Below are 25,760 nucleotides of genomic sequence, written 5' to 3'. Positions count from 1 at the left end.
CACGCGCCAGCGTTTGACCGTCCCGCCCACCGCTCCCCCAGTGTTCCCCCCGGCACCGCGGTCGGTACCGGTTCCCGTGTCGCTCCGGCCGACCGCCCGGACGGCCCCGACCGTCAATCCGACCGACCGCCCGCCCGGTGCCCGGGCCCGTCGTTCAGGAGCCGGACGGCTCCTGGCGGTTCTCCCGGCCCGCGTGACCGGCGGGTCGCTCGCCTTCGGAGGCCTCGCCTTCGGAGGCCTCGCCGTCCGGGCGCTCGGCGTGCTGCGGGCGTTCCTGGCCCGCGTCGTTCTTCGCGGCCTGCTGGGCGGCTGCCTTCTCGGCCTTCGCCGCCTCCCGCTCGGCCTTCGCGGCATCGGCGATCTGCCGCTTGGCGGCGGTCGCGTAGATGTCGACGTACTCCTGGCCGGAGAGCTTCATGATCTCGTACATGACCTCGTCGGTCACCGCGCGCAGCACGAACCGGTCGTGGTCCATGCCCTGGTAGCGGGTGAAGTCGAGGGGCTTGCCGATCCGGATGCCCGGGCGCATCAGCTTGGGGAGCACCTTGCCGGGCGGCTGGATCTTCTCGGTGTCGATCATCGCGACCGGGATCACGGGCGCGCCGGTGGCCAGCGCCACCCGGGCCAGACCGCCCGGCTTGCCCCGGTAGAGGCGACCGTCCGGCGACCGGGTGCCCTCCGGGTAGATGCCGAACAGCTCGCCCCGCTCCAGCACCTCGATGCCGCTGCGGATCGCCGCCTCGCCCGCGCCGCGCACCCCGGAGCGGTCCACCGGGAGCTGGCCGACGCCCTTGAAGAACGCCGCCGTCATCCGGCCCTTGACGCCCGGGGTGGTGAAGTACTCGGCCTTCGCGATGAAGGTGACCTTGCGGTCGAGGACCGCGGGGAGGAAGAACGAGTCCGAGAACGAGAGGTGATTGCTCGCGAGGATGGCGGGACCCTCGGCGGGAACGTGCTCGATGCCCTCCACCCAGGGCCTGAAGGCGAGCTTCAGTGGCCCTCCGATGGAAAACTTCATCGCGCCGTAGATCAACCGACTGCCTCCTATTTCTGTCGAACAGACCATAACCCGGTCCACCCCGAACCGGTCCGATGGCCCTGGTCGGTGTCAGGGCGGTCGCGTACCGTGAAGTGCCCCTTCTCCTTCCCCCGCCCCGGGGCGCCCCGGTTCCCCCCGCCCCCCTCTCACACGAACAGGAGACCGAACGTGACGGTCCTCCCCGGTGCCGAGCCGTTCCGCCACGAAGGCGGTGACATCGGTGTCCTCCTCTGTCACGGATTCACCGGTTCCCCACAGTCCCTGCGCCCCTGGGCGGACTTCCTCGCCGCCCGCGGGCTGACCGTGTCCCTGCCGCTGCTCCCGGGGCACGGCACCCGCTGGGAGGACATGCGGCCCACCGGGTGGCAGGACTGGTACGGGGAGGTGGACCGGGAGCTGCGCGTCCTCAGCGACCGGTGCGCCCGGGTGTTCGTCTTCGGGCTGTCCATGGGCGGGGCGCTGACCCTGCGCCTCGCCGCCCAGCACGGTGACGCGATCAGCGGGATCGTCGTGGTCAACCCGGCGATCGCCGTGCACGGTGCGGGGGCCAGGGTGCTGCCGGTGGTCCGGCACCTGGTGCCCTCGACGAAGGGCCTGGTCGGGGACATCGCCAAGGACGGTCCGGTCGAGATCGGGTACGACCGGGTGCCGCTGCACGCGGCGTACTCGCTGGGACGGTTCTTCCGGCTCGTGGACGGGGAGCTGCCGCAGGTGACCCAACCGCTGCTGTTGCTGCACAGCCCGGAGGACCACGTCGTGCCGCCCTCGGACTCGCGCCGGGTCCTGAGCCGGGTGTCCTCCACGGACGTCACGGAGATCCTGTTGGAACAGAGCTACCACGTCGCGACGTTGGACTACGACGCGGACCGGATCTTCGCGGAGAGTCACGCGTTCATCGAACGGATCGCACCCAGTGTCGGCGAAGAAGGGACGGCCACCGGTGGCTGAGCACGACCGTGAGGAGGGCCGCGAGCCCGACGACCGCGCCGCGGCGGAACAGGCGGCGGCGGGCGAGGCCGTGCCCCTGGACGAGACGGCGGCGTGGGAGGCGATCGTGGCCGGTTACGGGGACGAGCCGGTCGACCCGCCCGGGGCGAAGCCGTTCAAGTCGGTGGAGGACCTGGCCCTGTTGGAGGCCGAGCCGAACGGCACGGACGACGCGCCGTCCACCGCGCCTTCGAACGACGCGGACCCGGCCGACGGGCCGGGCAAACCGCTGGGCAGCTCAGTCGCCTTCGCGCCCGGGGTCGCCGGGCCGCGGGACTACAGCCCGCAGCCGGCGTCCGAAGAGGACTTCGACGGCGATGACGAGGGGCACTTCGTGCCGCCGGAGCCGCCGCCGCTGCCCGCCGCCGACGCCACCGCCAAGTTCGGCTGGCTCGGAGTGCTGGGCGGCCCGCTGCTCCTGTTGCTGGCGGTGCTGTTCGGCTGGCAGATGACCTGGTGGCTGACCCTGCTCGGGGTCGGCGGGTTCCTGGGCGGGTTCGCCACGCTGGTGGGGCGGATGCGCGGCGACGAGGAGGACGACGACGACCCCGGTCGGGGCGCGGTCGTCTAGGCCCCGCTCTCGACGCGGCCCCGCCGCCACCCGCCCCGGCCGGGATCTGTCGTGCCGAGGGCGCGCCGGCACGGGCCGGGGCGGGGTGCGGGGTTACGGTCGGCGGCGTGGACGGTGACCGCCGGGGATGGCGCGCGTGCTTGCTCAGCGGGGCGGTGTTCGCGGTGTGCATGGCCGGCACCACCCTGCCGACCCCCTTGTACCCCCTGTACCAGGAGGAGTTCGGGTTCTCCGAGCTGACGGTGACCGTGGTGTACGCCGTGTACGCCTTCGGGGTCATCGGCGTGCTGCTGCTGACGGGCAACGTCTCGGACGCGGTGGGTCGGCGCAAGGTGCTGGCGTGGGGGCTGGGCTGCGCCGCGCTGAGCGCCGGCTGCTTCCTGTGCGCCACCGGGCTGGGCTGGCTGTACGCGGGACGGCTGCTGTCGGGCCTGTCCGCCGGGCTGTTCACCGGGGCCGCCACCGCGTACGTGATGGAGCTGGCCCCGCCCGGCGGCACCGCCCGGGCCACCTTCGTGGCGACGGCCGCCAACATGGGCGGCCTGGGCTGCGGCCCGCTGCTCGCCGGGCTGCTCGCCCAGTACGCCCCCTGGCCGCTGTACCTGCCGTTCGCCGTGCACCTGGCCCTGGTGGCCGGCGCGGCCCTGGTGCTGCTGCGCCTTCCCGAAACGGTGGGCGAACGACGGCCGCTGAGCGCCGTACGGCCGCGGCGGCCCGGGCTGCCCGCACAGGTGCGGACGGTGTTCGGTCCGGCGGCGATCGCCTCCTTCGTGGGGTTCGCGCTGTTCGGGGTGTTCACCTCGGTCAGCCCCGCGTTCCTCGCGCAGTCCCTGGACGTCGACGACCACGCCGTCAGCGGTCTGGTCGTCGCGCTGGCCTTCTTCGCCTCCACCGCCGGGCAACTGGCGGTCGGCCGGGTCGGGGTGGGCAAGTCCCTGCCGCTGGGTTGCGCGGCGCTACTGGCCGGGCTGGCGCTGCTCGCGGGGGCGCTGCACTGGGACCTGTTGGCGCTGGTGGTGCTGAGCGCGCTCGTCGGGGGCGGCGGGCAGGGGTTGGCGTTCCGCGGGGCGATGGCCGCGGTGGCGGCGGCGTCCCCGGCGGACCAGCGGGCGGCGGTGATCTCGACCCTGTTCGTGGTGGCGTACGCGGGCATCTCGGTGCCGGTGATCGGTGTCGGGCTGCTGACGGGGCCGATCGGGCTGGAGAGCGCGGGGCTGGTGTTCATCGCCTGCATGACCGTCCTGGTCGTGACCGCGGGCGGCTATCTGCTGCGCCGCCCGGTACCCGCGGACACCTGAGCCCGCGGTGGGCCGCCGGGGCCGCGGTCGGTCAGCGGGGCTCGGGGGGAATCCGGAGGGTGGCCAGGACGGGCAGGTGGTCGGTGGCCGCCCTCAGGTCCGCGGTGGTGACGTCCGGCAGGTCCTCGGGGACGCCGCAGCCGAGCACGTCGATGCCGTGCGTCGCGAAGACCGCGTCGATCCGCTGGCGCGGGGCCTCGGCCGGCGAGGTGTACTCGTTCCCCAGGGGGCGGGTGGCCCAACCGTCCTGGAGGGAGTCCGCGAGTCGACGGAAGGCGGGGCCGTCGGGGCGTTCGTTGATGTCACCGCCGGCGATGGCGTGGGGGGTGCCCAGCTCCCCGAGCCGGTCGAGCAGCAGGCCCGACTGGGCGAAGCGCTCGTCCTTCTGGAGCGAGAGGTGGCAGCTGAGCACGCCGACCCGGGCGGCGCCGAACCGGAGGACCGCGGTGGCGAACCCGCGGCGGTGCAGGCCGGGGGTCAGGGGGAGGAGGGTGTCCTCGGTGCGTTCCACGGTGGCCCGCAGCGAGCAGAGCAGGGCGGGGCCGGCGGCGGTCGCTCCGCCGGACAGCACGTACAGGCCGCTCGTCGCGGCGAGCCGGGCCAGCTTCTTGCGCCAGCGGAAGAACCGCGGGGCCTCCTGGACGAGGACCACGTCGGGGGCGCTGGCCCGGATCACCCGGGCCAGCGCCGCGGTGTCGTCCCGCATCGACCGTACGTTGTAGCTCAGCACCCGCACCACGGCGGAACCGTCGGGTTCCGCAACCGAGTTGAAGTCCATGCCCCCAACGTACGCGGCCCCCGGGGCCCGTTCGACGCGACACGGGACCCGCGCGGGCCCGGAGCGGTCAGCCCTGTCGGGCGAGGTCGGCGGCGCCCACCAGGCCGGCCCGGTTGCCCAACTGGGCGGCGAGGACCTGGGCGTGGGGCCGCCAGTGGGAGCCCACGAGCCAGCGCCGGAAGGACTTGCGGATGGGGTCGAGCACCAGATCGCCCTCGTCGGACACGCCGCCGCCCACGATGAAGGCGGAGGGGTCGAACAGCGAGGCGAGGTCGGCGAGTCCGGCGCCGGCCCAGCGGGCCAGTTCCCGGAACGAGTCGACGGCCACCGGGTCGCCGGCCCGCGCGGCGTCGCTCACGTGCTTGCCCTGGATGCCGTCGGGGGTGCCGTCGCCGAGGGCCAGCAGCACCGCGGCGTTCTCGGGGGTGGCCCGGGCGCGCTGCCGGGCGTAGCGCACGAGGGCCCGGCCGCTGGCGTACTGCTCCCAGCAGCCCTGGCTGCCGCAGCCGCACAGCAGTCCGTCGGGAACGACCCGGACGTGGCCGAACTCGGCGGCGACGCCGAAGCGTCCGCGCCGCAGCTTGTTGCCCATGATGATGCCGCCGCCGATGCCGGTGCCGAGGGTGACGCAGATGACGTCCTCGTGTCCGCGGCCCGCACCGAACCGGTACTCGCCCCAGGCGGCGGCGTTCGCGTCGTTCTCCACGACGACGGGCAGCCCGACCCGCTGCTCGACCTTGTCCTTCAGCGCCTCGTGCCGCCAGTCGATGTTGGGGGCGAACAGCACGGTGGCCCGCTTGTCGTCCACGTAACCGGCGGCGCCGATGCCGACGGCCTCGATGGTGTGGCCCCCGCCCGCGCCGCCGACCGCGTCGCAGATCGCCTCGACGATGCCGTCGGGGGTGGACGGCGTCGGCACGGTGTGCGTCTCCAGGATCGCGCCCTCTTCGTCGACCACTCCGGCCGCGATCTTCGTGCCGCCGATGTCGACCCCGATGGTCAGTCCCATGTGTCCCTCAGTTCGGTCGTGCCCCGCACGGCACACGGTACCCGAGGGGGAGTTCAGTCGAGATCGATCCGTCCGCCACCGCTGGTGCCCTCGTCGCCCGGCTGGTCACCGGGGTCGGCGGGGGCGTCGGGGTCGTGGGACGCGGCGCCGTCGGTGCTCTTGCGGGGGTCCTCGGCGGGGCCCCGGGTCCAGCGGGACTCCTGGTTCTGGACGGCGGAGCGGTACGCGGCGAGCAGTTCGCCGCCCGCGGCGGTGAGGTGGTCGAAGACCGCCGGGTTGCGCTCGATGACCGGTTCGACGGCCTCCCGGGCCTGGCGCACCACCTGCTGGACGACGCCCGAGGTGGCGGGGCCGAGCAGCGGGCCGGACAGCCCGGAGAGCTTGTCGGCGACCGCGTCCATCAGCTTGCGCAGTTCTTCGGTGGCGGAGCCGGGCGGCGGGCCGTACTGGGCCCGGCGGCGGGCCTGCTCCTCGGCGAGGTCCTCGGCGCAGGCCGTGGACCAGGCGTCGGTGTCGAAGCCGGGGTCGGACGGGGCGGCGCCCCGCTGGTCCTTGCCGCCCGAGCCGCCTTCGGCACCGGGGCTGGAGCTGGGGGCGGGGCGCTCGGCATCGCTCATGACGGGCTGACTCCTGAAGAGGAAGACGACGGTTCGCCCCTTCGACGGTACCCGAACGGCGGTGTCCCCTTCACTTCGCCGGCCACAGTCCGGGGTCGGGCGCGCAGCGGATCCGGAGCTCCCCGTCGCGCAGGCCGGCGCCGACGACCGTGCAGCGGCGCAGTGCGGAGGGGAGCGGAACGATCCTGCGGAACCGTCCCGCGGTGATGACGAGTTCGTCGCCGCGACGGACCAGGTCGAGCTCTTCGCGGACGGCCCCGGGCAGCGGGATCGCCCACACCAGTACGCCGTCGGCGGCGATCCGGTCGGTGAGCGACCAGGTGACGGGGGTCGGGGGCGCGGGGTCGAAGGGGACGGCGAGTGCGGCGAGGTCGTCGTCGCCGCGCGGCTCGCGGCCCAGGTGCGGCACCTCGTGCACGGGGTAGGGGGCCCAGTCGGCGAGGGCCTTGCGCTGCTGGGCGACCGCGCCGGCCAGCCAGTGGCTGCCGGTGTCCTCGGGGAGCACCCGGTTGGCGAGGAGGGTGTCCACCCGCAGTCCGTGCAGGGCGAGGCCGGTGGCGGCGGTGTGCAGGGCGTCGGTGGCGGCGGAGCCGGGTTCGGCGACCAGGCGCACGGTGGTGGCCGGGTCGGCGATGACGGCTTCGACGGCGGCGAGTTCCCCGTCCCAGCGTTCCACGGTCTCGTACAGGGCGGCGGTGGGCAGCGGGACGCCGGCGAGCCGGCCGAGGACGGGGCGCAGGGCGCGGGCCGCCCGGCGCTCGGGGGGCAGCAGTCGGCGCAGGTAGCGGCGGAGCTGCTGGGGCAGGGCGAGCAGGGCGAGGGCCCGGTCGAGGGGCGGCAGGTCGACGACGACCACGTCGTGCGGGGCCCGGACGGCTTCCCGCAGGGCGCGGAAGACGGCGGCTTCCTCCGCTCCGGGCAGCGGGGTGAGTTCCTCGCCGTCCAGCCGGGCGGCTCCCGCGAGGTCGAGTGCGGGGGCGGCCCAGTCCTGGAGGCGCAGCAGTTCCTCGCCGAAGGAGGGCGCCGCCGAGGGACGCCAGGCGGTGAGGCCGGGCGCGAGTTCGACGGGGTCCTGGCGGGTGGGGGTGCCGAGGGCCGCGCCGAGGCCGTCGGCGGGGTCGGTGGACAGGACCAGGGTCCGTTGTCCCGCGCGGGCGGCGGTCAGTGCGGTGGCGGCCGCAGCCGTGCTGCGGCCCGCTCCGCCGGGGCCCGTGACGAGGATCGTTCGCATGCCCGAACGCTAGTGCCTGCCGCGGTGCCTGCCGACGGCGCGGCCGTGCGGGGGGCGTGGCCGTACGGGAGGGGGCGCGGCCGTAGGGGCGGTCGGGGAGCCCGTACGGACCGGTCGGTCCCCCGACGTCGGTCGGTGGCGAGGCAGACCCGGCGCGTCAGGCCGACCCGCCGTGTCAGGGGCGGACCCGTCGTGTCAGGCGGACTCGACGCGCTTCTTGAGTCCGGCGAGCGCGCGGTCGATGATGACCTTCTCGGCCTTGCGCTTGATCATCCCCAGCATGGGGATCTTGACGTCCACGGTGAGCTGGTAGGTGACCTCCGTCACCGCCGCCCCCACCTCCTTGAGCAGGTACGAGCCGTCCAGCGAGCGCAGCATCTGCGACTTCACCAGCGTCCAGCTCACCTCGTGCGGACCGCCCCAGGTGTAGGCGAGGGTCTGGTCGTCCTTGATCGCGCCGGCGTCCATGACGAGCCGCACCTCTTCGGCGCGGCCGTCGGCGTCGGTGGCCAGCACCTGGGCCTCCTTCACCTCGCCGGTCCAGTCGGGGTAGCGGGCGAAGTCGGCGATCACGGCCATGACCTCGGCCGGGGCGGCCTCGATCCTGATGCTCGAACTGGTGTACTCCGCCATCGCCGTGGCTCCTCCAGATGCGGTCAGGTGGGTGCGGGGTGCGCGTGTGCCGCGCGGGACAGGGATGAAGGCTACCGCGCAGCGCTGACCGGCCGTTCCCGGCCCCGGGCCGCCGGTCGGCCGGCGGCGGCCCGCGACGGGGTGCGGGGGCGGTTCACCACTCCAGGACCCAGGGCCGCCCGGTACGGGCGAAGTGCCCGACGTTCACGCACTCGGTGGCGCCGATCCGCATCCGCCGGGCGAGCGGCTGGTGGACGTGCCCGAAGAGGGCGTACCGGGGGCGGGTGCGGCGGATGGCGTCGAGCAGGGCGCGGCTGCCCCGTTCGAAGCGGCGCGGCACGGTGTCGTAGAGCAGCTCGGGCACGTCCGGCGGGATGTGGCTGCACAGCACGTCGACCTCGCCCAGCGCCTCGACCTTGGCGGCGTACTCCTCGTCGCCGATCTCGTAGGGCGTGCGCATGGGGCTGCGCAGCCCCCCGCCGACGAACCCGAAGGTCCGCCCGCCGATCTCGACGCGCTGTCCGTCCAGGACCGTGGTGCCGGGGCGGGCGTACTCGGGCCACAGGCCCGGTATGTCGACGTTGCCGTAGGTGGCGTACGTCGGAGTGGGGAGGGCGGCGAACAACTCGGCGTACTGCTCGCGCACGGCCTGCTCGACGGCCGCGTTCCGGTCGACGCCCGCCCAGAGCTCCGCCGCGAAGGCCCGCGCCTCGTCGAAGCGGCGGGCGGTGCGCAGCGCGATGAGCCGCGTGGCGCTCTCCGCGCCGAACAGCTGGGGGAAGATACCGCGCGCGTGGTCGGCGTAGTCGAGGAAGAGCACCAGGTCACCGAGGCAGAGGAGGGCGTCGGCACCGTCCCCGGCGCGGGCGAGGTCCCGGGCGTTGCCGTGGACGTCGCTCACCACGTGAACGCGGGTGCGGGGGCGGGGGTGGCGTGTTCGGGACGCGGTGACTGCCATGGCCCGACCCTAGAACGGGAGCGGTGGGCCCACGGTGCTCCGACAGGGCCGTAGGGGCCTACCGGAGGGCGCCGGACCTGCGGTTACTTCCCAGTCGGGAAGGGGGTGGACTACTGTGCGCGCAGGAACACCATGACATGTGACGCAGCGAACATCTGGCCGGAACCCTCTATCGAAGAGTCGTACCGGTCGGTAACGTCCGGGCCGTCCCGTCGTGCCGTCGAGCTCCGAGCCCGGCGCCGTGTGCCGCGCCCCGGTCGCGGGGCCCGGTAGCGGAGTCCGCGGCACTGCCGAGCCGTGACCGGACCGCCGCAGCGACACAGTGTCGTGGCGCCGGCGCCCTATGAGGAGCAGCAGCCTTGCGCGAGTTCAGCCTTCCGGCCCTGTACGAGGTCCCGACGGACGGCAACCTGACCGACATCGTCCGCAGAAACGCGACGCGCCACCCCGAGGTCGCCGTGATCGCCCGCAAGGCGGGCGCCGCCTGGCAGGACGTGTCCGCACGCGCGTTCCTCGCCGAGGTCGAGAAGGCGGCCAAGGGCCTGATCGCCGCCGGGGTGGGCCCCGGCGACCGGGTCGGCCTGATGTCCCGCACCCGCTACGAGTGGACCCTGCTGGACTTCGCGATCTGGAGCGCGGGCGGGGTCACCGTCCCGGTGTACGAGACCAGCTCGTCCGAGCAGCTGGAGTGGATCCTGTCCGACGCGGGCGCGGTGGCCTGCGTGGTCGAGCTGGACTCCCACGCGGCCGAACTGGCGGCGGTGCGCGATCGGCTCCCGGCGCTGCGGCACGTCTGGCAGATCGACGCGGGCGGGGTGGAGGAGCTGGGACGGCTCGGCGCCGAGCTGGCGGACGGTGACGCGGTGGTCGCCGAACGGGGCTCGCTCGCCAAGGCCGACGATCCGGCGACCATCATCTACACGTCCGGCACCACGGGCCGGCCGAAGGGCTGCGTGCTGACCCACCGCAGCTTCCTCGCGGAGTGCGGCAACGTGGTGGAGCGGCTGCGGCCCCTGTTCCGCACCGGCGAGTGTTCGATCCTGTTGTTCCTGCCGCTCGCGCACGTCTTCGGCCGCATGGTGCAGATCGCGCCGATGGTGGCGCCGATCCGGCTCGGCTGCGTACCGGACATCCGCCAGCTCACGGACGAACTGGCCTCGTTCCAGCCGACGTTGGTGCTCGGCGTGCCCCGGGTCTTCGAGAAGGTCTACAACGGCGCCCGGGCCAAGGCGCAGGCCGACGGCAAGGGCAAGATCTTCGACCGGGCCGCCGACACGGCCATCGCGTACAGCCGGGCCCGGGACACCGCGCAGGGCCCGTCGCTGGGACTGCGGATCAAGCACAAGATCTTCGACAAGCTGGTCTACCGCAAGATCCGCGCGGTGCTGGGCGGGCGCGGCGAGTACGCGATCTCGGGCGGCGCACCGCTCGGGGAGCGGCTGGGCCACTTCTTCCGGGGCATCGGCTTCACCGTCCTGGAGGGGTACGGCCTCACCGAGAGCTGCGCGGCGACCACGTTCAACCCGTGGGACCGGCAGAAGATCGGCACGGTCGGACAGCCGCTCCCCGGTTCGGTGGTCCGGATCGCCGACGACGGCGAGGTGCTGCTGCACGGCGAGCACCTGTTCACCGGCTACTGGAACAACGAGGCCGCGACCGCCGAGGCGCTGCGCGACGGCTGGTTCCACACCGGGGACATCGGCACCCTGGACGAGGACGGTTATCTGCGGATCACCGGCCGGAAGAAGGAGATCATCGTCACCGCGGGCGGCAAGAACGTGGCGCCCGCGGTGATCGAGGACCGCATCCGCGCGCACGCCCTGATCGCCGAGTGCATGGTGGTCGGCGACGGGCGTCCGTTCGTCGGCGCGCTGATCACCCTGGACGAGGACTTCCTCGGTCGCTGGGTGCGGGAGAACGGCAAGCCCGCCGACGCCACGCCGGCCTCCCTGCGCTCGGACCCGGATCTGCTGGCCACCCTCCAGCGCGCCGTCGACGACGGCAACGCCGCGGTGTCCAAGGCGGAGTCGGTGCGCAAGTTCCGCGTCCTGGACTCGCAGTTCACCGAGGACTCGGGGCATCTGACGCCGTCCCTGAAGCTGAAGCGGAACGTCGTCGCGAAGGACTTCGCGGACGAGATCGAGGCGCTCTACCGACCGTAGGGCCCGGCCGGTCATCCGCGGCCGATGACGTCCGGCAGGGCCCCCCGGACCGCGGTGATCAGGGCGTGGCTGACCTCGTGGGCGGCGGCCCCGCCGGCGACCGGGTTGCTGCCGGCGCGCTGCCCGAGGACCACTCCGAGGACCAGCCGTGAACTGCCCGCGACCTCCTGCCGGACGGCCCACACGAGGTTGCCGCCGGCCGGGGTGGAGGAGCCGGTCTTGAGGCCGACGACGCCGTCCCGGCCGAGGAGCTTGTTGGTGTTCGCCACCCGCGCCCCGCTGCCGCCCGCGACCTCCTCGGTGGCGACGACCTCCCGGAAGACCGGGTCCTTCATGACGGCGCGGGCCAGCCGGAGTTGATCGGTGGCGGTGCTCTTGGTGCTGGCCTCCATGCCGCTGACCCCGGTGTACGTGGTGCGGCCCATGCCGAGGTCGTCGGCGGCCCGGTTCATCTTCGCGACGAACGCCTGCTCGTCGCCCGCGTCCCAACGGGCCAGCAGTCGGGCCACGTTGTTGGCGGAGCCCACCATCATGTACTCCAGCAGCCGCCGCTGGGAGTACGTGCGCCCTTCGTCCACCGGGACGGTCGACTCGACGGACGAGTACGACTCGTCGGCGGCCCGCTGGTCGGCCGTGACGTCGGCGCCCCCGGAGCCGGCCCGGACGGGGTGTTCCTTCAGGATCACGTAGGCGGTCATGACCTTGGTGAGGCTGGCGATCGGCACCGGGGTCTGGGCGCCGCGGGTACCGAGGCTGCCGACCCCCTCGACCGTCACGCTCGCCTGGCCCTCGGCGGGCCACGGCAGGTCCAGCGCCCGGGCCGCGGAGAGCGTCGGCGGGGCCTCGGTGACGGCGGGGGCGAGGCGCCGCTCGTCGCCGCCGAGGAAGAGCCAGGCTCCGGTGCCGGTCGCCAGCACGGCCGCCGCGACGAGCGGGGCGAGCACGGTGCGTCGGCCCGCCGGACGGAAGGTCGGACGGGGGGCCGGACGGGTGCGGGGACCGACTGACGGGTGGTCGACTGACGGGTGGTCGACTGACGGGTGGTCGACTGACACGGGGAACCTCCGGAAGACGTGTGCGCCGGGTACGCACCCCACCTTCGGGGAGTCGTTCTTCCGGGCCGGTGCGGCGCCGTTTCGGCCGCCGCGTAGTCCCGTTTCGGTTCCGTTTCAGAGGGTGCCGGAGGTCAGGTGGAGGGTCGCGACCGCCCCGCCGTCCGGGGCGTCCTCGAAGGTCAGCCGGGCTCCGAGCACCCGTGCCTGGCCCTCGGCGACGGTCAGCCCGAGGCCGTGGCCGCGTCCGCGCTCGCTGGCCCCGGTGAGGAACCGGCGCGGCCCGTGCTCCAGCAGCGCCGCGGGGAAGCCCGGCCCGTGGTCGCGCACGACGATCCGGGTGCCGGTGACGGTGACCTCCACGGGCGTCGCCCCGTGCCGGTGGGCGTTGGTGACCAGATTGACCACGATGCGCTCCACCCGGCGCGGATCGGTCTCCATCACGGCGGCGTCCCGGACGGTGATCCGGGTGTCCGCCGGGGAGCCGGCGCCCGAGCGCCGCACCACGTCCTCGACGAACTCCGCGAGCGGCACCCGGTCCAGCCGGGCCCGTTCGACCCCCGCGTCGAGTCGGGAGATCTCCAACAGGTCCTCGACCAGCACGGTCAGCGCCCGTACCCGGTCCCGTACCAGGGCGGTCGCCTCGTCGTCCTCGCCGAGCAGCCCGGCGGCGGTCGCCAGGCCCATCAGCGGGGTGCGCAGCTCATGGGCGACGTCCGCGGTGAACCGGCGTTCGTCCTCCAGCTTGCGTTGCAGGGCGGCGGCCATCTCGTCGACGGCCGCCGACATCTCGGTGATCTCGTCACGGGCCCGTCCGGGTCGTCCGATGCGGGCGTCGAGGTCGCCGTCGGCGATCACCCGGGCGGTGCGGGCGCCGTAGCGCAGCCGCCGGTGGACGGGCTCGGTGGCCAGGGCGGCGAGCGGGACGACGACGGCGAGCGAGGTGAACAGGGAGATGAGGATGCGGCGGTCCAGGAGCTGGCGGTTGCGTTCCTCCCGGCTCATGTCCATCCGGACGACCAGCACCCGGTCCCCGACCGCGGCGGCGCCCCACATCCAGTACCAGTTGGGCGGGTCGACGTCGTACCACAGGGCCTTGTTCCAGCCCGCGGACTGCTCGGCGGCCAGCAAGCGGGCCAGGGGCGCGGGCAGCTCCTCGGGGGCGCGGGCGTCGACGGGGAGCCCCACCCGGCCCGTGCGGACGTACTCCTTCTCCGCCGCGAGCAGTCGGTCCTCGACGTGCTCGCGCATCACTTTCATGCCCCGGTCGTGGACCGCGTCGCGCACGAGGACGCCGATCACTCCGGCGACCGCGCAACAGGCGACGGCGGTCAGTACGGCGATCTTCCAGCGCAGGGTGCGGAAGGCGGACAGGCTCACCGCGGTCAGCCGCGGACGAGCTTGTAGCCGAAGCCGCGGACGGTCTCGATCCGACCGCTGCCGATCTTCTTGCGCAGCCGCAGCACGCACAGGTCCACGACCCGGGTGTCGCCCTCCCACCCGTAGTCCCAGACGTCGCGCAGCAGCCGCCGGCGGTCGAGGACGGCGCCGGGCGCGGCGGCGAACTCCAGCAGCAGCCGCAGCTCGGTGGGGGTCAGCGGGACGAGGTGTCCGTCCCGGCGCACCTCCATGCCCAGGGGGTCCACGCTCAGGTCCCCGAAGACCAGCGGCCGTACGGGGTCCCGGTCGGCGGCCGTCACGGACTCCGCGGGCGGCCGGTAGGTGGCGCGGCGCAGCAGGGTCCGGATGCGGGCCACCAGGACGTTGGTCTCGACGGGTTTGACCACGTAGTCGTCGGCGCCCGCCTCCAGTCCGGCGATCACGTCGAGGGAGTCGCCGCGGGCGGACATCATCAGGACCGGGACCAGGCTCTCCTCACGGATGCGGTGGCACAGCCCGATCCCGTCGAGCTCGGGCAGCATCACGTCGAGGAGCAGCAGGTCGTGGCCGCCCGCGCGGAAGCCCTCCAGCCCGCTGAGCCCGTCGGCGGCGACCGTGACCCGGTAGCCGTACCGCTCCAGGGAGAGTTGGACACCGCGGCGGATCGTGGCGTCGTCCTCGACGAGCAGCACGTGTACGGGGGCGGGTACGGGGTCGTTGGCCCGGGCTTGCGGCACGGTGCCTTCCTGGTCGTGGGGGGTGTCGGTCGTTCGCATCGTAGCCCCGGCTCCGGCCGCCCGGCGGTGGGCGGGGACGCATCTCACAGCGTGAGGGAGGCGGCGACGGGAAGGTGGTCGCTGCCGGTGGCGGGCAACGTCCAGGAGGAGCGCGGGGTCATTCCGCGGACCAGGACGTCGTCGATGCGGACCATCGGGAACGCGGCGGGCCAGGTGAACCCGAAGCCGTCGCCCGCTTCCCGCTGGGCGGAACGCAGCCCGGAGGTGAGGGGTGCCAGGGAGCGGTCCCGGTCCGTGCCGTTGAGGTCGCCCAGCACCACGACCCGGGGCAGCGGCTCCGCGTGGACCGCGTCGGCGAGCAGGCGGGCCGCGTCGTTGCGGCGCTCGGTGGTGAAGCCGTGGAAGGGGTGGACGCGGACCGAGGCGAGGTGGGCGGCGTAGACGGCGACGGGTCCTTCGGGGGTGCGGACGGTGGCCCGCACCGCACGGGTCCACGGCATGATCGGCACCACCTCGACGTCCTCCAGCCGGTGTCGGCTCCACAGTCCGATCCCGCCGTGCACCGTCCGGTGCGGGTAGGCGCCGGCCAGTTCGCGGGCGTAGACGGGGGCGGCGTCCCGGCCCAGTTCCTCCAGGGCCAGGACGTCCGCCTCCGTCGCGGCGAGGGCGCGGGCGGTGCCCTCCGGGTCCCGGTTGCCCTCGTCCACGTTGTGGCTGACCACCACCAGCCGGCCGGCACCACCTCCGTGCGCACCCGACTTGTCCGTGAGCACACCGCCGAAGAGCGAGGCCCACACCACGGCGGGAACCAGCGCGGCGACGGCGGCGAGCCGGGAGCGGCGCAGCGCCGCCAGGGCGAGCAGGACGGGCACGCTCAGGCCCAGCCAGGGCAGCAGCGTCTGGACGAGGCTGCCGAGGTTGCCGACGGTGTTGGGCAGCGAGGCGTGCAGCGCCATGAGGGCCCCGGTGAACAGGGCGGCGACCGCCGGTCGGCGGCCGCGGAGGCGGGACCGGGGGGCGGTGCACTCCGCGGCCTCCCCGGCTGCCTCTCCCGCTGCCTCCCGGGCGGTGTCCCGCTCGACGCCCCGCTCGGCGTCCGGGGCGGCGTCCGGGGCGGGGCGCACGGGAGGGGCGGCGGGGGGCGCGGTGGCGGTGGCGGGCGCGGTGGCCCTCGGAAGGCTCGGCACGGTAGGTGTCTCCCCACGGTCACGGACACCCGGGGCCCGGGTACCCCGACACCTTCCGGGAGGCGCGCTTCCGGTTGTTCAGGGGAGCGCTTCAGAAGTCGCGCGGCTGTGTATCGAGTCTGTATCGAGGGTCGACGGTCGACGGCCGGCCGTCGGGGTGGCACCCGGCGCCCGGGAGCGGTCAGCCCGGGGCGCCCGGGTGGGCGTCCCGGCAGAGCAGCGCGGCCTGGACCCGGTTGGCGCAGTCGAGCTTGGCCAGCACCCGGCTCACGTACGTCTTGATGGTCATCTCCGTCATGTGGAGGCGGCGGGCGATCTGGGCGTTGGACAGCCCCTCGGCGACCAGTGCCAGCACCTGGGACTCGCGGGTGGTCAGCCGGGTCAGCCGCTGCACCGCCTCCTGGCGCCGGGCCACCCGTTCGGCGCCGACGGTGTCCAGCAGCAGTCGGGTCACCTGGGGCGAGAGGAAGGCGTCCCCGGCGTGTGCCGCGCGGACCGCCCGGATCAGCTCCCCCGGTTCGCAGTTCTTCAGCACGAAACCCGCCGCGCCGTGTTGCAGGGCCGCCAGGACGTGGGGCTCCGCGCCGAAGGCGGTCAGGACCACGCACCGGGTCGACGGCGCCTTGCCGCGCAGTTCCGCCACGGCGCCCAGTCCGTCCAGCACCGGCATGACCACGTCGAGCAGGGCCACGTCCGGCCGGTGGCGCACCGCCTGTTCCACGGCGCCGCGCCCGTCGCCCGCCTCCGCGACGACCTCGATGTCCGCGGCGGAGGTGAGGACGGTGCGGATGCCCGCCGTGATGAGCGGCTCGTCGTCGGCGATCAGGACCCTGATCATTCAGCGCACCCCCAGCATCAGGGAACCGGGCACCACCACGAACACCAGCACGGCGACGGCGACCCCCTGGACGACGGACCGGACGGTTCCGTCGGGCACCGCAGACCACGGCGGCACCGGGCCGTCGAGATCGACGTCCCCCGCTGCGACGGACCGCACGCCCCTGCCGTCCTCCGCGTCGGGGCGGCGCGCGGGCAGCATCGCCAGCAGCCGGAAGCCGTCCCCGGTGGGCCCGTGGTCCAGCAGGCCGCCGGCGTGCCGCACCCGTTCCCGGAGCCCCGCCAGGCCGTGCCCGGCGCCCGGTGCGGTGCCCCGGTCGGGCCCGGTCGCGCCCCGGCTGACGACGGTGAGCAGGGCGGCGTCGCCCTCCCAGTCGAACGCCACCGTCACGGGCTGACCGGCCGCGTGCTTGACCGCGTTCGTCAGCCCCTCCTGCACCACCCGGTAGGCGGCGCGCCAACCGGCGTCGGTGAGCTCCAGCGGCTCCCCGCCGCCGGACAGCACCACGGGCACCCCGGCCTCCCGGAACTCCGCGACGACCCGTTCGACGGCGGCCGGCCCCGGCTCGGGCGACGCCTCCTCCGCCCCGCGCAGCGCCCCGACCAGTTCGTGCAGGTCGTCCACGGCGCCCCGGGCGGACCCGGCCAGCCGTCGCACCCCGTCCCGCTGGGCGGGCGGCAGGTCCGCCACCTCCAGCGCGGCGGCCTGCACCGACACCAGGCTGAGCCGCCCGCCCAAGGAGTCGTGCATGTCCCGCGCGATCCGCAGCCGCTCCGCCAACCGCTCCCGTTCGGCGAGCAGTTCCTGTCGGCGGACGAGTTGCCGGTTGCGTTGGGACAGGGCGGCCACCAACTGGTCGTGCTGCGCCTGGTGACGGCCCACCAGCAGCGGCATCGCGACGAACACCAGGTAGCCGGTGACGACGGTGGCGATCCCCACCCCGGCGGCCCGCAACGCCAACTGGGCCGCGAGACCGCCGCAGGCGGCGCCCACGGTGATCGCGGTACCGGCGCGGGTGGCGGGTGCGTGGCCGGCCCGGTACCCGCTCCACAGCAGCAGCGTGTACGCGCCGGGCACCACCGAGACCACCACGGTCGCCGCGAAGGCCGCGGCCGGGGCGCGCCGGCCCCACCAGACGAGGGCGACGGCGAGCGCCGCGTACCCCGGGACCGTGACCCACCGCGACGGACCACCCAAGTGGGCCGCGGTCAGCAGGAGGGTGTCCGTCGCGACCACGGCGGGCGCGGCGACCGCGGCGAGGATCGGGCGGATCATGGCGAGCAGCGTAGGACGCGCCGCGCGGACGGCGCCACACCACGAAGGCGGATCGGCTCCGCCCACTTTCGGGGGCGGTGCCGCGGCGGGTCGCGCCCCTAGCGTCGCAGCATGATCAACGTACGGAACCTCGCCAAGAGGTACGGTCCCCGGGTCGCGGTGGACGACCTGACCTTCACGGTCCGCCCCGGGCGGGTGACCGGGTTCGTGGGCCCCAACGGCGCGGGCAAGTCCACCACGCTGCGCATGGTCCTGGGGCTGGACCGCCCGACGTCCGGCACGGCACTGATCGGGGAGCGGCCCTACCGGGAGCTGACCCGTCCGCTGTGCCACGTGGGGGCGCTGCTCGACGCCGGCGCCCTGCACGGGGGCCGGCGGGCCCGGCACCACCTGCTGTGGCAGGCGCACAGCAACCGGATACCGGCCCGCCGGGTCCGCGAGGTGCTGGACCTGGTCGGGCTGGGTGACGCCGGGTCGCGACGCACCAAGGGGTTCTCGCTGGGGATGACGCAGCGGCTCGGGATCGCCGGTGCGCTGCTCGGTGATCCTCCGGTGCTGATCCTGGACGAGCCCGTCAACGGACTCGACCCGGAGGGCGTCCGCTGGATCAGGAAACTGCTGCGGGCCCTCGCCGCGGAGGGCCGCACGGTGCTGGTGTCCAGCCATCTGATGGCCGAGATGGAGCTCACCGCCGATCATCTGCTGGTGATCGGGCGGGGCAGGCTGCTGGCGGACGCGCCGCTCGCCGAGGTGGTGGCCGCGGGGGGCGGGGGCACGTTGGAGGAGTCGGTGTTGCGGCTCACCGACGCCGCCGTGGAGTACCGGGGGGCGGGACGGTGAGCGTGTTCCGCGCCGAGCTGACCAAGATCCTCACCGTGCGGTCGATGCCGTGGTCCCTGGCGGCGGTGGTGGCCGTCGGCGGGGGCGGGGCGGCGCTGATCGGGCGGGCGTTGCGGGCGGGCTGGGAGGACCCGTCGGCGGACGGGCCGGGGCTGGTCGACCCGGTCTTCGCGAGCACCTACGGTCTGACGCTGGCCCAGTTGGCCGTGGTGGTGTTCGCGGTGCTGGCGGTCGGCGGCGAGTACGCGACGGGCACGGTGCGCGTCTCGCTGGTCGCGACCCCGGGCCGGGGCCGCTACTACGCGGGCAAACTGGGCGCGGTGACGGCCCTGTTGTCCGTCGTCTGCCTGGTGACGGTGGCGACGGGGTTCGCGGCCGGGCAGGCGGCCCTCGGCCCGTGGGGGATCGGGTGGGGGGACCGGGACACGTACCGGACGGCGGTCGGCTCCTGGCTGTACCTGATGTTGATCGGGTGGTTCGCGTTCGGCGTGGCCACCGTGGTGCGCAGGCCGGCGCTGGCGATGGGGGTGCTGTTGCCGCTGCTCTTCCTCGGTTCGCAGGGGCTCGGCAACCTGCCGCAGCTCCAGGAGGTGATGCAGTTCCTGCCGGACTCCGCGGGCTCGTTCATCATGCACCTGGCCGGGCCGCCGGAGGATCCGGCGTTCCCCCGGGCGTACGGGCCCTGGACGGGGACCGCGATCCTCGCGGGGTGGGCCGCCGTCGCGCTCGCCGCGGGGTACGCGGCGCTGCGGCGACGGGACGCGGGGTGAGTCGGGCCGCCGCCGGCGTGCCCCGGTCGGCGCGGTGACCGGGCTTCGGCCCGGAACGGGTCTGGCGGGGCGCGGGCGGGCGCCCTACTGTCCCAAGTGCCGCCGCAGTGGCGGTGTCCGCAGCCGCCGTCGGCCACCCGGGCGACGACGGCCCGTGTCCCAGGGGGTTCCCATGACCGTCCGACGTCTCGCGCTCGCCTTCGCCACCCTCGTGGTCTCCGGTTTCCTGATCGGGGCCGCCGGACAGCTCGCGAAGATCGTCATTCCCGAGGACCGTGCGTCCTCCTCGGTGAGCGCGATGAACAAGGCCGAACTCGTCGGCTGAGAACCGGCGCCCGGTTCGTGGAGCCGTGCCCCGGCCGCCGGGTCCGGGCCGGGGCGCTGCGCAGTTCCCCGCGCCCCTTCGGGTGCGTTCCGCTGCATGTGCGCTGCTCCGTGCGGGGTGCGTCGCGGTTGCCCGCGCCGTTCCCCGCGCCCCTCTGGGTACGTTCACCTGGCGGTGCGCTGCCCTGCACGGGTGCGCCGGTGTCGTGCGCAGTACCCCGCGCCCCCACCGGGGCGGCTTCCGACCCGTGCGCCACAGGAGTGCCCCGTCAGGGGCGCGGGGAACTGCGCGAACGGCCCCGTTCGAGGCCGGCGCCCGGACCGATCGGTGGGCCCGGGCGGACGGTCAAAGCAGTTCGCGCAGCCGCTCCGCCAGCAGGTCCCAGCGCCAACGCTCCTCGACCCAGGCCCGGCCGCGCTCCCCCATCCGCCGCCGCAGTTCCGCGTCGCCGAGCAGGGTCACGATCCGGTCGGCCGCCTCCTCGGGGCGTCCGCCGCGCACCACCCAGCCGGTCTCGCCCTCCAGGACGGCGTCCGGAGCGCCGCCGGAGTCCCCGGCGACCACGGGCAGCCCGGTGGCGGACGCCTCCAGGTACACGATCCCCAGGCCCTCGACGTCGAGTCCGCCCCGACGGGTGCGGCACGGCATCGCGAAGACGTCCCCCGCGCCGTAGTGGGCGGGCAGTTCCGACCACGGCACCGCCCCGGTGAACCGCACCGAGTCGGCGACCCCCGTCGTCCCGGCGAGCGCGCGCAGGTCCTTCTCGTACGGGCCGCCGCCCACCACCAGCAGCACCGCGTCCGGCACGGCGGCCAGGATGCGGGGCATCGCCTCGATCAGGGTGTCCTGTCCCTTGCGCGGCACCAGTCGGGAGACGCACACGACGACGGGCCGGTCCGCGAGGCCGAGGCGTCGGCGCACCAGGTCGCCGCCCGAGCCGGGGTGGAAGGTCTTCTCGTCGACGCCCGGCGGCAATTGCACCATGCGGGCCGCGGCGGCCGGCGTCAGCGCACCGGCGATCCGGGAGCGGGTGTACTCACCGAGGTAGGTGAGGGTGTCCGTCGACTCGCCGATCCGGCGGAGCAGTTGCCGGGCGGCGGGCAGTTGCGCCCAGCCCGCTTCGTGGCCGTGGGTGGTGGCGACCAGCCGCTGCGCCCCCGCGGCGCGCAGTGCGGGCGCCATCAGGCCGAGCGGGGCGGCGGCCCCGAACCACACCGACTCGCAGCCGTGCTCGCGCAGCAGCGCGGTGGCCCGACGGGTGACGCGCGGGGTCGGCAGCAGCATGGTGGTGCGGTCGCGGACGACGGTGAAGGGCTGTTCCGCGTCGAAGGCGGCGGTGGCCTCCACGCCCTCGCGGCTCCGCTTCCAGGTGGAGGCGTAGACGACGATCCGCTCGGGGTCCAACCGCAGGGCCATGTTGTGCAGGAACGCCTGGATACCACCGGGCCGGGGCGGGAAGTCGTTCGTGACGATCAGGGTCTTTCGCATCGGCCTCGACAGTACCGAACCCGGGACGCCACCGGGTCGCCGGCCACGGCGGTCGGCGGAACGCGCGGTCGGGCACGCCCCCCGAGCGCCGTGGCCGGGAGGGCCTCAGCCCGCGAGGGCCCGGCGCAGGACGGTGCCGAGTTCGGTGAGTTGCCGCTGGGAGACCTCGGCGGACTGGAGCGCCTGCGACCCGTGGAAGGTGCCGGGCCACTGGTGCAGTTCGACCGAGACCCCCGCCTGGAGCAGGCGCTGTGCGTAGGTGATGGCCTCGTCGCGGTTCGGGTCGAACTCCGCGGTGGCGATGTAGGCCGGCGGGAGGCCGGACAGGTCTTCGGCGCGGGCCGGTGCGGCGTACGGCGTGGCGGGCTGGGAGCCCAGGTAGTGCCCCCAGGCCGCGCCGCGGACGGCCCGCGTGTTCCAGGGGGTGTCGGTGAAGTTCTGCGCCGACCAGGTCTGTTGCCGGTCGTCGAGGATGGCCTCGTTGAGCAGTTGGAAGCGGATGGGCGGGCCGTTCTCGTCCCGGGCGCGCAGGGCGACCGCGGCGGCGAGGTTGGCGCCGGCGCTGTGGCCGCCGACCGCGATCCGCTCCGGGTCGATGCCCAGTTCGGCCGCATTCTCGAACGTCCAGGCCAGCGCGGCGTAGGTGTCGTCCAGGGCGGCCGGGAACCGGTTCTCGGGGGAGAGGCGGTAGTCGACGGAGATCACGGTCGCACCGGAACGTTCCGCGATCAGGACGCCCCAGTGCTGTCCGACGTCCAGGTCACCGACGACCCAGGCCCCGCCGTGTAACCATACGACCGCGCCCTGCGCCTGGTCCGGGCGGTGGATCCGCACCGCCACGTCGGGGTCGGCGTGCACCGTGCGGTCCTCGATCTCCAGCCCGACGGCCTCCGGCACCGACTTCTCGGTGGCCAGGGCGGCATAGACCTCGCGGAAGGCGACCGGGTCGGTAAGGTCGGCAGGGGGGAGCAGATGGACGAATGCTTCGAGTTCGGGATCCATGGCGTCATCCTCACCACCGGCTGCCCGGGGCACACCCGCCAACTGTCGGGCAATCCACCCGGATCGTGCACCGGTCGGCGCTTCTCCTTCCCCGTTCCGGGGCCTACTCTCCTGCCATGGAGGCACTGGCCGTACGGCTGTCCGGACTGAATCCGTACGTCGACGGCGCGCTGCGCATCGTCGCGTTCTACGACACGCTGATCCATCGGCGGGTGAACGTTTCCGCACTCGCCCGGGCCTCGGCCGGCCTGGCGGAGTGCGTGGCCGGGATACGTCTGCACGGCACCGGGCGGGCGATCCGGGTCGCCCCGGACGGCGAGCCGGCGCCCGTCGCGTCGTCCCCCGCGTCCACGACGACGCCGATCACGCTCGACGAGGAGGAGATCGGCACGGCGTGGCTGGAACGCCCCGGCGCGCCGAACGCGCTCGACGGCATCCTCCTGGACCGGCTCGCCATCGCCGCCGCGACGGCCGTCGAACGGTACGGTCCGGCGCGCACCACCATGGCCGACCCCGCCCTGGTCGAGCTGGTGATCAGCTCCGACAGCGACGAGGCGGCCCGGGCCCGGGCGTTACGCCTGCTCGGTTTCACCGCCCACTCCCCCGTCCACGTCGTCGCCGTGCAGGCGCGGCTCCCGCTCGACCGGATCGCCGCGCTGATCTGCCCGGCCCGCCCGGTCAAGTCGGCGCCGCTGGCCGACGTGGGCGCCGTCCTGGCCACCACCGTGGACCGGACCGGGTTCCCGGACGGGGTGCGGGCGGGCATCGGTTCCGGCGGGAGCCCCGACCGGTCCTGGCAGCGGGCCCGCACCGCCCTGCGCTTCACCACCGCGCGCCGGCCGGTCGTCCACCACGACGACCTGGGGGCGTTGGCGCTGCTCGCCCAGGTGCCCCGGGACACCACGCACGACAACGCCGACGTGGCCGCCGTCGCCCGCATCGCGGGCAACTCCGAGGACCTGGAGACCCTGGACGCCTACTGCGCCACCGGTTCGCTGCGCCGGGCCGCCGACCTGCTGCATCTGCACCACAGCAGCGTCGCCCGACGGCTGAAGCAGATCGCCAAGGTCCTGGACATCGAACTCACCGAACCGCGCGGTCTGATGCGGGCCGCCCTCGCCCTGACCGCCTGGCGACTGCACGACGGCTGAACGCGGGGCGCCGGTCAGGTCGAGGTCAGCCCAGTGTCCGTGTCAGTCGGGCCCGCCACCGTTCCGTGAACTCCGCCTCCGTCACCCCGAGCACCTCGCGGAGCGCGTCCTCGACCGCGCCCGCGCGGTCCGCACCGGCGCCGACGGCCCGGTAGAAGGCGTTCAGTTCGGCCGCGCCCCACTGCTCCTCGATCAGCCGGCAGGCCAGCCAGCCGCCCTCGTAGGCCCGCGCCAACCGGGCCGGGTCGCGGGCGAACCCGAAGTCGGCGTCCTGGGGCAACCGCTCCGGAACCCGGCCGCCGCGCACCGCCCGCTCCAGTTCGGGGGCCCGCTGGCGGTCGGTGCGGGTCCCGGAGCCGGGCGCCGCGCGGTACCCCGCCCAGTCCGCGTACCCCTCGGAGAGCCACAGCGGGGTGGCCGCCGAGGTGTGGGCCCGGGTCGCCACGTGGACCGTCTCATGGGTGAGGACGACCCGCTGGCCGAAGGCGCCGAGCGCCCCGTACGCCCGCGGGTTGACGACGATCCGGTCGGCGGGTCCGCGTCCGCCGACCTCACCGGTGGTGACCGCGGCGATCCCCCGGTACCCGGCGGCCGGCTGCCCGAGCAGCGCGCCCATCCCGTCCAGCGACCCGGGTACGAGGACCAGCACCCGCCGGGCCCAGTCCTGCCCCCACTGGGCGCTCACTCCCGGCACCGCCCGGTCGGCGAGCGCCGCGAACTCCCGGAGCCGCGCCCGGTCCGGGCCCGCGCCGAGGACCAGCGACCGCTTCCCGCGCACCACCTCCACCGGCCCCTGCTCCCACAGGTGACGGGGCGCGCCCGCGGCGGGCCGGTCACCTGCCACGTACCAGCGGTCCCCGCGCAGCCGCAGGTCGAGCAGGCGGGCGGTGACCACCGGCGCCCGGTCGTAACCCTCGATCCGGTGGGCGAGGTCGGCGCGGACGGCGGCCCGGTCGCCGGACCGGTCGACGCCCCGCACGCGGTAGCTCCAGGAGTCGAGGGGTACGCGGGCGAGCCGGTCGAACACCGGATCGGCCGGGGGCGCCCCACCACCGGGGCCGGGGTCGCCGGTCGCCCGGTAGCCGGCGGTGTCCCGGGCGAGCACGGCCCGCGCCCGCTGGTCGAGGACCCGCTGCGCCTCGTCGACGCGGAGCGGGGCCGGCGCCGCGGGGGCACCGCAGCCGATCGGGCCGGCGAGCAGCGCCGCAGCCATCACCAGCGCGAGCAGGGCGGACGTCCGCCACCGTCGCGCGCTCCGCCCGCCGGGCCCGTGCGCCGCCATGCTCCGAGCGTACGGGCCGTCCCGGGCGAGCCCGACCGCGACCGGCGGCCCGGGGCGCCCCGGGGCGGTCTCAGACCCGGGTCACCGAGGAGACCGGCATCATCCCGACCGGGTCGTAGCGGACCGGGGCACCCGGGTAGGGGGCGTGCACGACCTGACCGTTGCCGACGTACATCCCGATGTGGCTGGCGTCGCTGCGGTAGGCGACCAGGTCACCGGGGCGGGCCTGGGACAGCGGCACCTGGCGACCGGCGTACCGCTGCGCCTGGGAGGTGCGCGGCAGACCGACCCCGGCCTGTGCGTACGACCACTGCATGAGGCCCGAACAGTCGAACCCGGTGGGCCCGTTGGCGCCCCACACGTAGGGGCGGCCGACGGCGGAACGCACGGCGGCGACGGCGGACGCGGCGCGCTGGGAGGGGGCCGCCGGTCCGGCGCCGGGCGGGGCGAGCGTGTCGCGCCCGGAGCGCGAGGCCCGGTCGTAGGCGTCGCGCTGCGCCCGGGTCAGGGAGTTGAGGAGTTGGCGGGCCGCGCCGAGCTTCCGCTCCACGGCCTGCTTGCGGCGGGCCACGTCCGCCCGGCTGCGCTCCAGTTCGGCGAGGGCCCGGGTGGCCTCGGCGCGCTCCTGGGCGAGGGTGCGCTGCGCCTGCTGGAGCTGCTGGAGTTCGCCGACCTGCCGGGTGCCGATGCGGTCGAGGGCGGCGACCCGTTCGAGGTAGGAGTCGGGGTCGGAGGAGAGCATCAGCTCCAGCGAGGGGGCGACGGCCCCGGAGCGGTACTGCGCCCCGGCGAGCGAACCGAGCGCCCCGCGCATGGTGTTGATGCGTTCCTGGCCGCGGGCCACCCGGTCCCGCGCCCCGGCCACGGTGGTGCGCAGTCGATCGGCGCGTTCGTCGGCCTCGTTGAAGGCTTCCGTGGCCTGCTCGGCCTGCGCGAACAGCCGATCGACCTCGGCCCGGGTCTCGGCGGGGGTGTCACGGGGTGCGGCGTGGGCGGAGCCCGCGACGAGCGCCGCCGCCGCGGTGGCCGCGGCGGCGGACAGGACGGTGACGCGGGCGCTCCGGTCGAGGCCGGGCTGCGCTGGGCGGCGATGGGACCCCACGGCTGGCCGCACTCCTTCCGCTTGACGTCCCCCGAGGCGGGGGAATGC

At 74.8% G+C, this 25,760-nt stretch carries 25 protein-coding genes; 8 read left to right on the top strand and 17 right to left on the bottom strand.

Annotated elements, in window-relative coordinates; translation table 11 throughout:
- Positions 1 to 154: 154 nt before the first annotated feature.
- Positions 155 to 1,018, bottom strand: coding sequence for a 1-acyl-sn-glycerol-3-phosphate acyltransferase (locus ACFYOU_RS10325; protein ID WP_391304652.1), 864 nt, complete (start codon positions 1,016 to 1,018; stop codon positions 155 to 157).
- Positions 1,019 to 1,207: 189 nt separating this feature from the next.
- Here ACFYOU_RS10325 and ACFYOU_RS10320 point away from each other — a divergent pair, with 189 nt between their 5' ends.
- From ACFYOU_RS10320 to ACFYOU_RS10310, 3 genes are all read left to right on the top strand, one after another.
- On the top strand, positions 1,208 to 1,987 hold the full coding sequence (locus ACFYOU_RS10320) for an alpha/beta hydrolase (protein ID WP_389766956.1): 780 nt from the start codon (positions 1,208 to 1,210) through the stop codon (positions 1,985 to 1,987).
- A complete protein-coding gene (locus tag ACFYOU_RS10315) occupies positions 1,980 to 2,597 on the top strand; it encodes a hypothetical protein (RefSeq protein WP_391304650.1) in 618 nt (205 codons plus the stop codon). The genes ACFYOU_RS10320 and ACFYOU_RS10315 overlap by 8 nt, the downstream gene beginning before the upstream one ends.
- Before the next feature lie 107 nt (positions 2,598 to 2,704).
- The gene (locus ACFYOU_RS10310; RefSeq protein WP_391304648.1) at positions 2,705 to 3,895 is read left to right on the top strand and encodes an MFS transporter; all 1,191 of its coding nucleotides are present in this window, start codon (positions 2,705 to 2,707) and stop codon (positions 3,893 to 3,895) included.
- A 31-nt stretch (positions 3,896 to 3,926) separates the two neighbouring features.
- Here the strand turns inward: ACFYOU_RS10310 and ACFYOU_RS10305 are convergent, their stop codons facing one another.
- From ACFYOU_RS10305 to ACFYOU_RS10280, 6 genes are all read right to left on the bottom strand, one after another.
- Complete coding sequence (locus ACFYOU_RS10305; protein ID WP_391304647.1) at positions 3,927 to 4,673, bottom strand: endonuclease/exonuclease/phosphatase family protein; 747 nt, start codon at positions 4,671 to 4,673, stop codon at positions 3,927 to 3,929.
- A 67-nt stretch (positions 4,674 to 4,740) separates the two neighbouring features.
- Positions 4,741 to 5,682 (bottom strand): ROK family glucokinase, encoded by a 942-nt coding sequence (locus tag ACFYOU_RS10300; protein WP_389766963.1) that lies wholly within the window; start codon positions 5,680 to 5,682, stop codon positions 4,741 to 4,743.
- Positions 5,683 to 5,735: 53 nt separating this feature from the next.
- Positions 5,736 to 6,299, bottom strand: coding sequence for a DUF5304 family protein (locus ACFYOU_RS10295; RefSeq protein WP_391304645.1), 564 nt, complete (start codon positions 6,297 to 6,299; stop codon positions 5,736 to 5,738).
- Positions 6,300 to 6,369: 70 nt separating this feature from the next.
- Entirely contained in the window at positions 6,370 to 7,530 is a 1,161-nt protein-coding gene (locus ACFYOU_RS10290) for an ArsA-related P-loop ATPase (protein WP_391304643.1), read from the bottom strand.
- 195 nt (positions 7,531 to 7,725) lie between these two features.
- Positions 7,726 to 8,163, bottom strand: coding sequence for an SRPBCC family protein (locus ACFYOU_RS10285; protein WP_391304641.1), 438 nt, complete (start codon positions 8,161 to 8,163; stop codon positions 7,726 to 7,728).
- A gap of 154 nt (positions 8,164 to 8,317) precedes the next feature.
- Positions 8,318 to 9,121: a metallophosphoesterase gene (locus tag ACFYOU_RS10280; RefSeq protein WP_389766970.1), complete on the bottom strand. Its 804-nt coding sequence runs from the start codon at positions 9,119 to 9,121 to the stop codon at positions 8,318 to 8,320.
- 359 nt (positions 9,122 to 9,480) lie between these two features.
- Here ACFYOU_RS10280 and ACFYOU_RS10275 point away from each other — a divergent pair, with 359 nt between their 5' ends.
- A complete protein-coding gene (locus ACFYOU_RS10275) occupies positions 9,481 to 11,283 on the top strand; it encodes an AMP-dependent synthetase/ligase (protein ID WP_389766972.1) in 1,803 nt (600 codons plus the stop codon).
- Between the two features lie 11 nt (positions 11,284 to 11,294).
- Here the strand turns inward: ACFYOU_RS10275 and ACFYOU_RS10270 are convergent, their stop codons facing one another.
- The 6 genes from ACFYOU_RS10270 to ACFYOU_RS10245 all read right to left on the bottom strand — a co-directional run bounded on the left by ACFYOU_RS10270 (position 11,295) and on the right by ACFYOU_RS10245 (position 17,752).
- Positions 11,295 to 12,227: a D-alanyl-D-alanine carboxypeptidase family protein gene (locus ACFYOU_RS10270; protein WP_391304638.1), complete on the bottom strand. Its 933-nt coding sequence runs from the start codon at positions 12,225 to 12,227 to the stop codon at positions 11,295 to 11,297.
- A 225-nt stretch (positions 12,228 to 12,452) separates the two neighbouring features.
- Positions 12,453 to 13,715 (bottom strand): ATP-binding protein, encoded by a 1,263-nt coding sequence (locus tag ACFYOU_RS10265; protein WP_391304636.1) that lies wholly within the window; start codon positions 13,713 to 13,715, stop codon positions 12,453 to 12,455.
- A 5-nt stretch (positions 13,716 to 13,720) separates the two neighbouring features.
- The gene (gene cseB, locus ACFYOU_RS10260; RefSeq protein ID WP_391304635.1) at positions 13,721 to 14,491 is read right to left on the bottom strand and encodes a two-component system response regulator CseB; all 771 of its coding nucleotides are present in this window, start codon (positions 14,489 to 14,491) and stop codon (positions 13,721 to 13,723) included.
- A gap of 44 nt (positions 14,492 to 14,535) precedes the next feature.
- Positions 14,536 to 15,426 (bottom strand): endonuclease/exonuclease/phosphatase family protein, encoded by an 891-nt coding sequence (locus tag ACFYOU_RS10255; protein WP_391304969.1) that lies wholly within the window; start codon positions 15,424 to 15,426, stop codon positions 14,536 to 14,538.
- Positions 15,427 to 15,820: 394 nt separating this feature from the next.
- Positions 15,821 to 16,477 (bottom strand): response regulator, encoded by a 657-nt coding sequence (locus tag ACFYOU_RS10250; RefSeq protein ID WP_389766980.1) that lies wholly within the window; start codon positions 16,475 to 16,477, stop codon positions 15,821 to 15,823.
- A complete protein-coding gene (locus ACFYOU_RS10245) occupies positions 16,478 to 17,752 on the bottom strand; it encodes a histidine kinase (protein WP_391304634.1) in 1,275 nt (424 codons plus the stop codon). It abuts the gene before it with no gap.
- Between the two features lie 111 nt (positions 17,753 to 17,863).
- Between ACFYOU_RS10245 and ACFYOU_RS10240 the strand changes: the two genes are divergently transcribed.
- From ACFYOU_RS10240 to ACFYOU_RS10230, 3 genes are all read left to right on the top strand, one after another.
- Complete coding sequence (locus ACFYOU_RS10240) at positions 17,864 to 18,592, top strand: ABC transporter ATP-binding protein (protein WP_389766984.1); 729 nt, start codon at positions 17,864 to 17,866, stop codon at positions 18,590 to 18,592.
- Positions 18,589 to 19,362, top strand: coding sequence for an ABC transporter permease subunit (locus ACFYOU_RS10235; RefSeq protein ID WP_391304631.1), 774 nt, complete (start codon positions 18,589 to 18,591; stop codon positions 19,360 to 19,362). Before ACFYOU_RS10240 ends, ACFYOU_RS10235 begins: the two co-directional genes overlap by 4 nt.
- 172 nt (positions 19,363 to 19,534) lie before the next feature.
- Entirely contained in the window at positions 19,535 to 19,687 is a 153-nt protein-coding gene (locus ACFYOU_RS10230; RefSeq protein ID WP_391304629.1) for a hypothetical protein, read from the top strand.
- A 345-nt stretch (positions 19,688 to 20,032) separates the two neighbouring features.
- Here the strand turns inward: ACFYOU_RS10230 and ACFYOU_RS10225 are convergent, their stop codons facing one another.
- Together ACFYOU_RS10225 and ACFYOU_RS10220 are read right to left on the bottom strand one after the other, a co-directional pair.
- Positions 20,033 to 21,175 (bottom strand): glycosyltransferase, encoded by a 1,143-nt coding sequence (locus ACFYOU_RS10225; RefSeq protein ID WP_391304627.1) that lies wholly within the window; start codon positions 21,173 to 21,175, stop codon positions 20,033 to 20,035.
- Between the two features lie 105 nt (positions 21,176 to 21,280).
- Positions 21,281 to 22,177, bottom strand: a complete 897-nt coding sequence (locus ACFYOU_RS10220; RefSeq protein WP_389766992.1) for an alpha/beta hydrolase — start codon at positions 22,175 to 22,177, stop codon at positions 21,281 to 21,283.
- A gap of 116 nt (positions 22,178 to 22,293) precedes the next feature.
- Here ACFYOU_RS10220 and ACFYOU_RS10215 point away from each other — a divergent pair, with 116 nt between their 5' ends.
- Entirely contained in the window at positions 22,294 to 23,328 is a 1,035-nt protein-coding gene (locus ACFYOU_RS10215) for a helix-turn-helix domain-containing protein (protein WP_391304625.1), read from the top strand.
- A 25-nt stretch (positions 23,329 to 23,353) separates the two neighbouring features.
- Here the strand turns inward: ACFYOU_RS10215 and ACFYOU_RS10210 are convergent, their stop codons facing one another.
- The gene (locus tag ACFYOU_RS10210) at positions 23,354 to 24,610 is read right to left on the bottom strand and encodes a hypothetical protein (protein ID WP_391304623.1); all 1,257 of its coding nucleotides are present in this window, start codon (positions 24,608 to 24,610) and stop codon (positions 23,354 to 23,356) included.
- Between the two features lie 70 nt (positions 24,611 to 24,680).
- Positions 24,681 to 25,712 carry an NlpC/P60 family protein gene (locus ACFYOU_RS10205; protein WP_389766998.1) on the bottom strand — a complete coding sequence of 344 codons (1,032 nt, stop codon included), beginning with the start codon at positions 25,710 to 25,712 and terminating at the stop codon, positions 24,681 to 24,683.
- Positions 25,713 to 25,760 lie beyond the last annotated feature (48 nt).

The organism is Streptomyces sp. NPDC005955 (assembly GCF_042871255.1).
Taxonomy (GTDB): domain Bacteria; phylum Actinomycetota; class Actinomycetes; order Streptomycetales; family Streptomycetaceae; genus Streptomyces.
This window is presented reverse-complemented; position numbering and strand designations above follow the sequence as displayed.

Bases quoted from the DNA above. Each gene is read 5' to 3' on its own strand.
- ACFYOU_RS10225 (WP_391304627.1), bottom strand. From the start codon at position 21,175: ATGCGAAAGACCCTGATCGTCACGAACGACTTCCCGCCCCGGCCCGGT.
- ACFYOU_RS10325 (WP_391304652.1), bottom strand. From the start codon at position 1,018: ATGAAGTTTTCCATCGGAGGGCCACTGAAGCTCGCCTTCAGGCCCTGG.
- ACFYOU_RS10230 (WP_391304629.1), top strand. From the start codon at position 19,535: ATGACCGTCCGACGTCTCGCGCTCGCCTTCGCCACCCTCGTGGTCTCC.
- ACFYOU_RS10300 (WP_389766963.1), bottom strand. From the start codon at position 5,682: ATGGGACTGACCATCGGGGTCGACATCGGCGGCACGAAGATCGCGGCC.
- ACFYOU_RS10280 (WP_389766970.1), bottom strand. From the start codon at position 9,121: ATGGCAGTCACCGCGTCCCGAACACGCCACCCCCGCCCCCGCACCCGC.
- ACFYOU_RS10290 (WP_391304643.1), bottom strand. From the start codon at position 7,530: ATGCGAACGATCCTCGTCACGGGCCCCGGCGGAGCGGGCCGCAGCACG.
- ACFYOU_RS10220 (WP_389766992.1), bottom strand. From the start codon at position 22,177: ATGGATCCCGAACTCGAAGCATTCGTCCATCTGCTCCCCCCTGCCGAC.
- ACFYOU_RS10240 (WP_389766984.1), top strand. From the start codon at position 17,864: ATGATCAACGTACGGAACCTCGCCAAGAGGTACGGTCCCCGGGTCGCG.
- ACFYOU_RS10250 (WP_389766980.1), bottom strand. From the start codon at position 16,477: ATGATCAGGGTCCTGATCGCCGACGACGAGCCGCTCATCACGGCGGGC.
- cseB (WP_391304635.1), bottom strand. From the start codon at position 14,491: ATGCGAACGACCGACACCCCCCACGACCAGGAAGGCACCGTGCCGCAA.
- ACFYOU_RS10285 (WP_391304641.1), bottom strand. From the start codon at position 8,163: ATGGCGGAGTACACCAGTTCGAGCATCAGGATCGAGGCCGCCCCGGCC.
- ACFYOU_RS10210 (WP_391304623.1), bottom strand. From the start codon at position 24,610: ATGGCGGCGCACGGGCCCGGCGGGCGGAGCGCGCGACGGTGGCGGACG.
- ACFYOU_RS10245 (WP_391304634.1), bottom strand. From the start codon at position 17,752: ATGATCCGCCCGATCCTCGCCGCGGTCGCCGCGCCCGCCGTGGTCGCG.
- ACFYOU_RS10295 (WP_391304645.1), bottom strand. From the start codon at position 6,299: ATGAGCGATGCCGAGCGCCCCGCCCCCAGCTCCAGCCCCGGTGCCGAA.
- ACFYOU_RS10215 (WP_391304625.1), top strand. From the start codon at position 22,294: ATGGAGGCACTGGCCGTACGGCTGTCCGGACTGAATCCGTACGTCGAC.
- ACFYOU_RS10305 (WP_391304647.1), bottom strand. From the start codon at position 4,673: ATGGACTTCAACTCGGTTGCGGAACCCGACGGTTCCGCCGTGGTGCGG.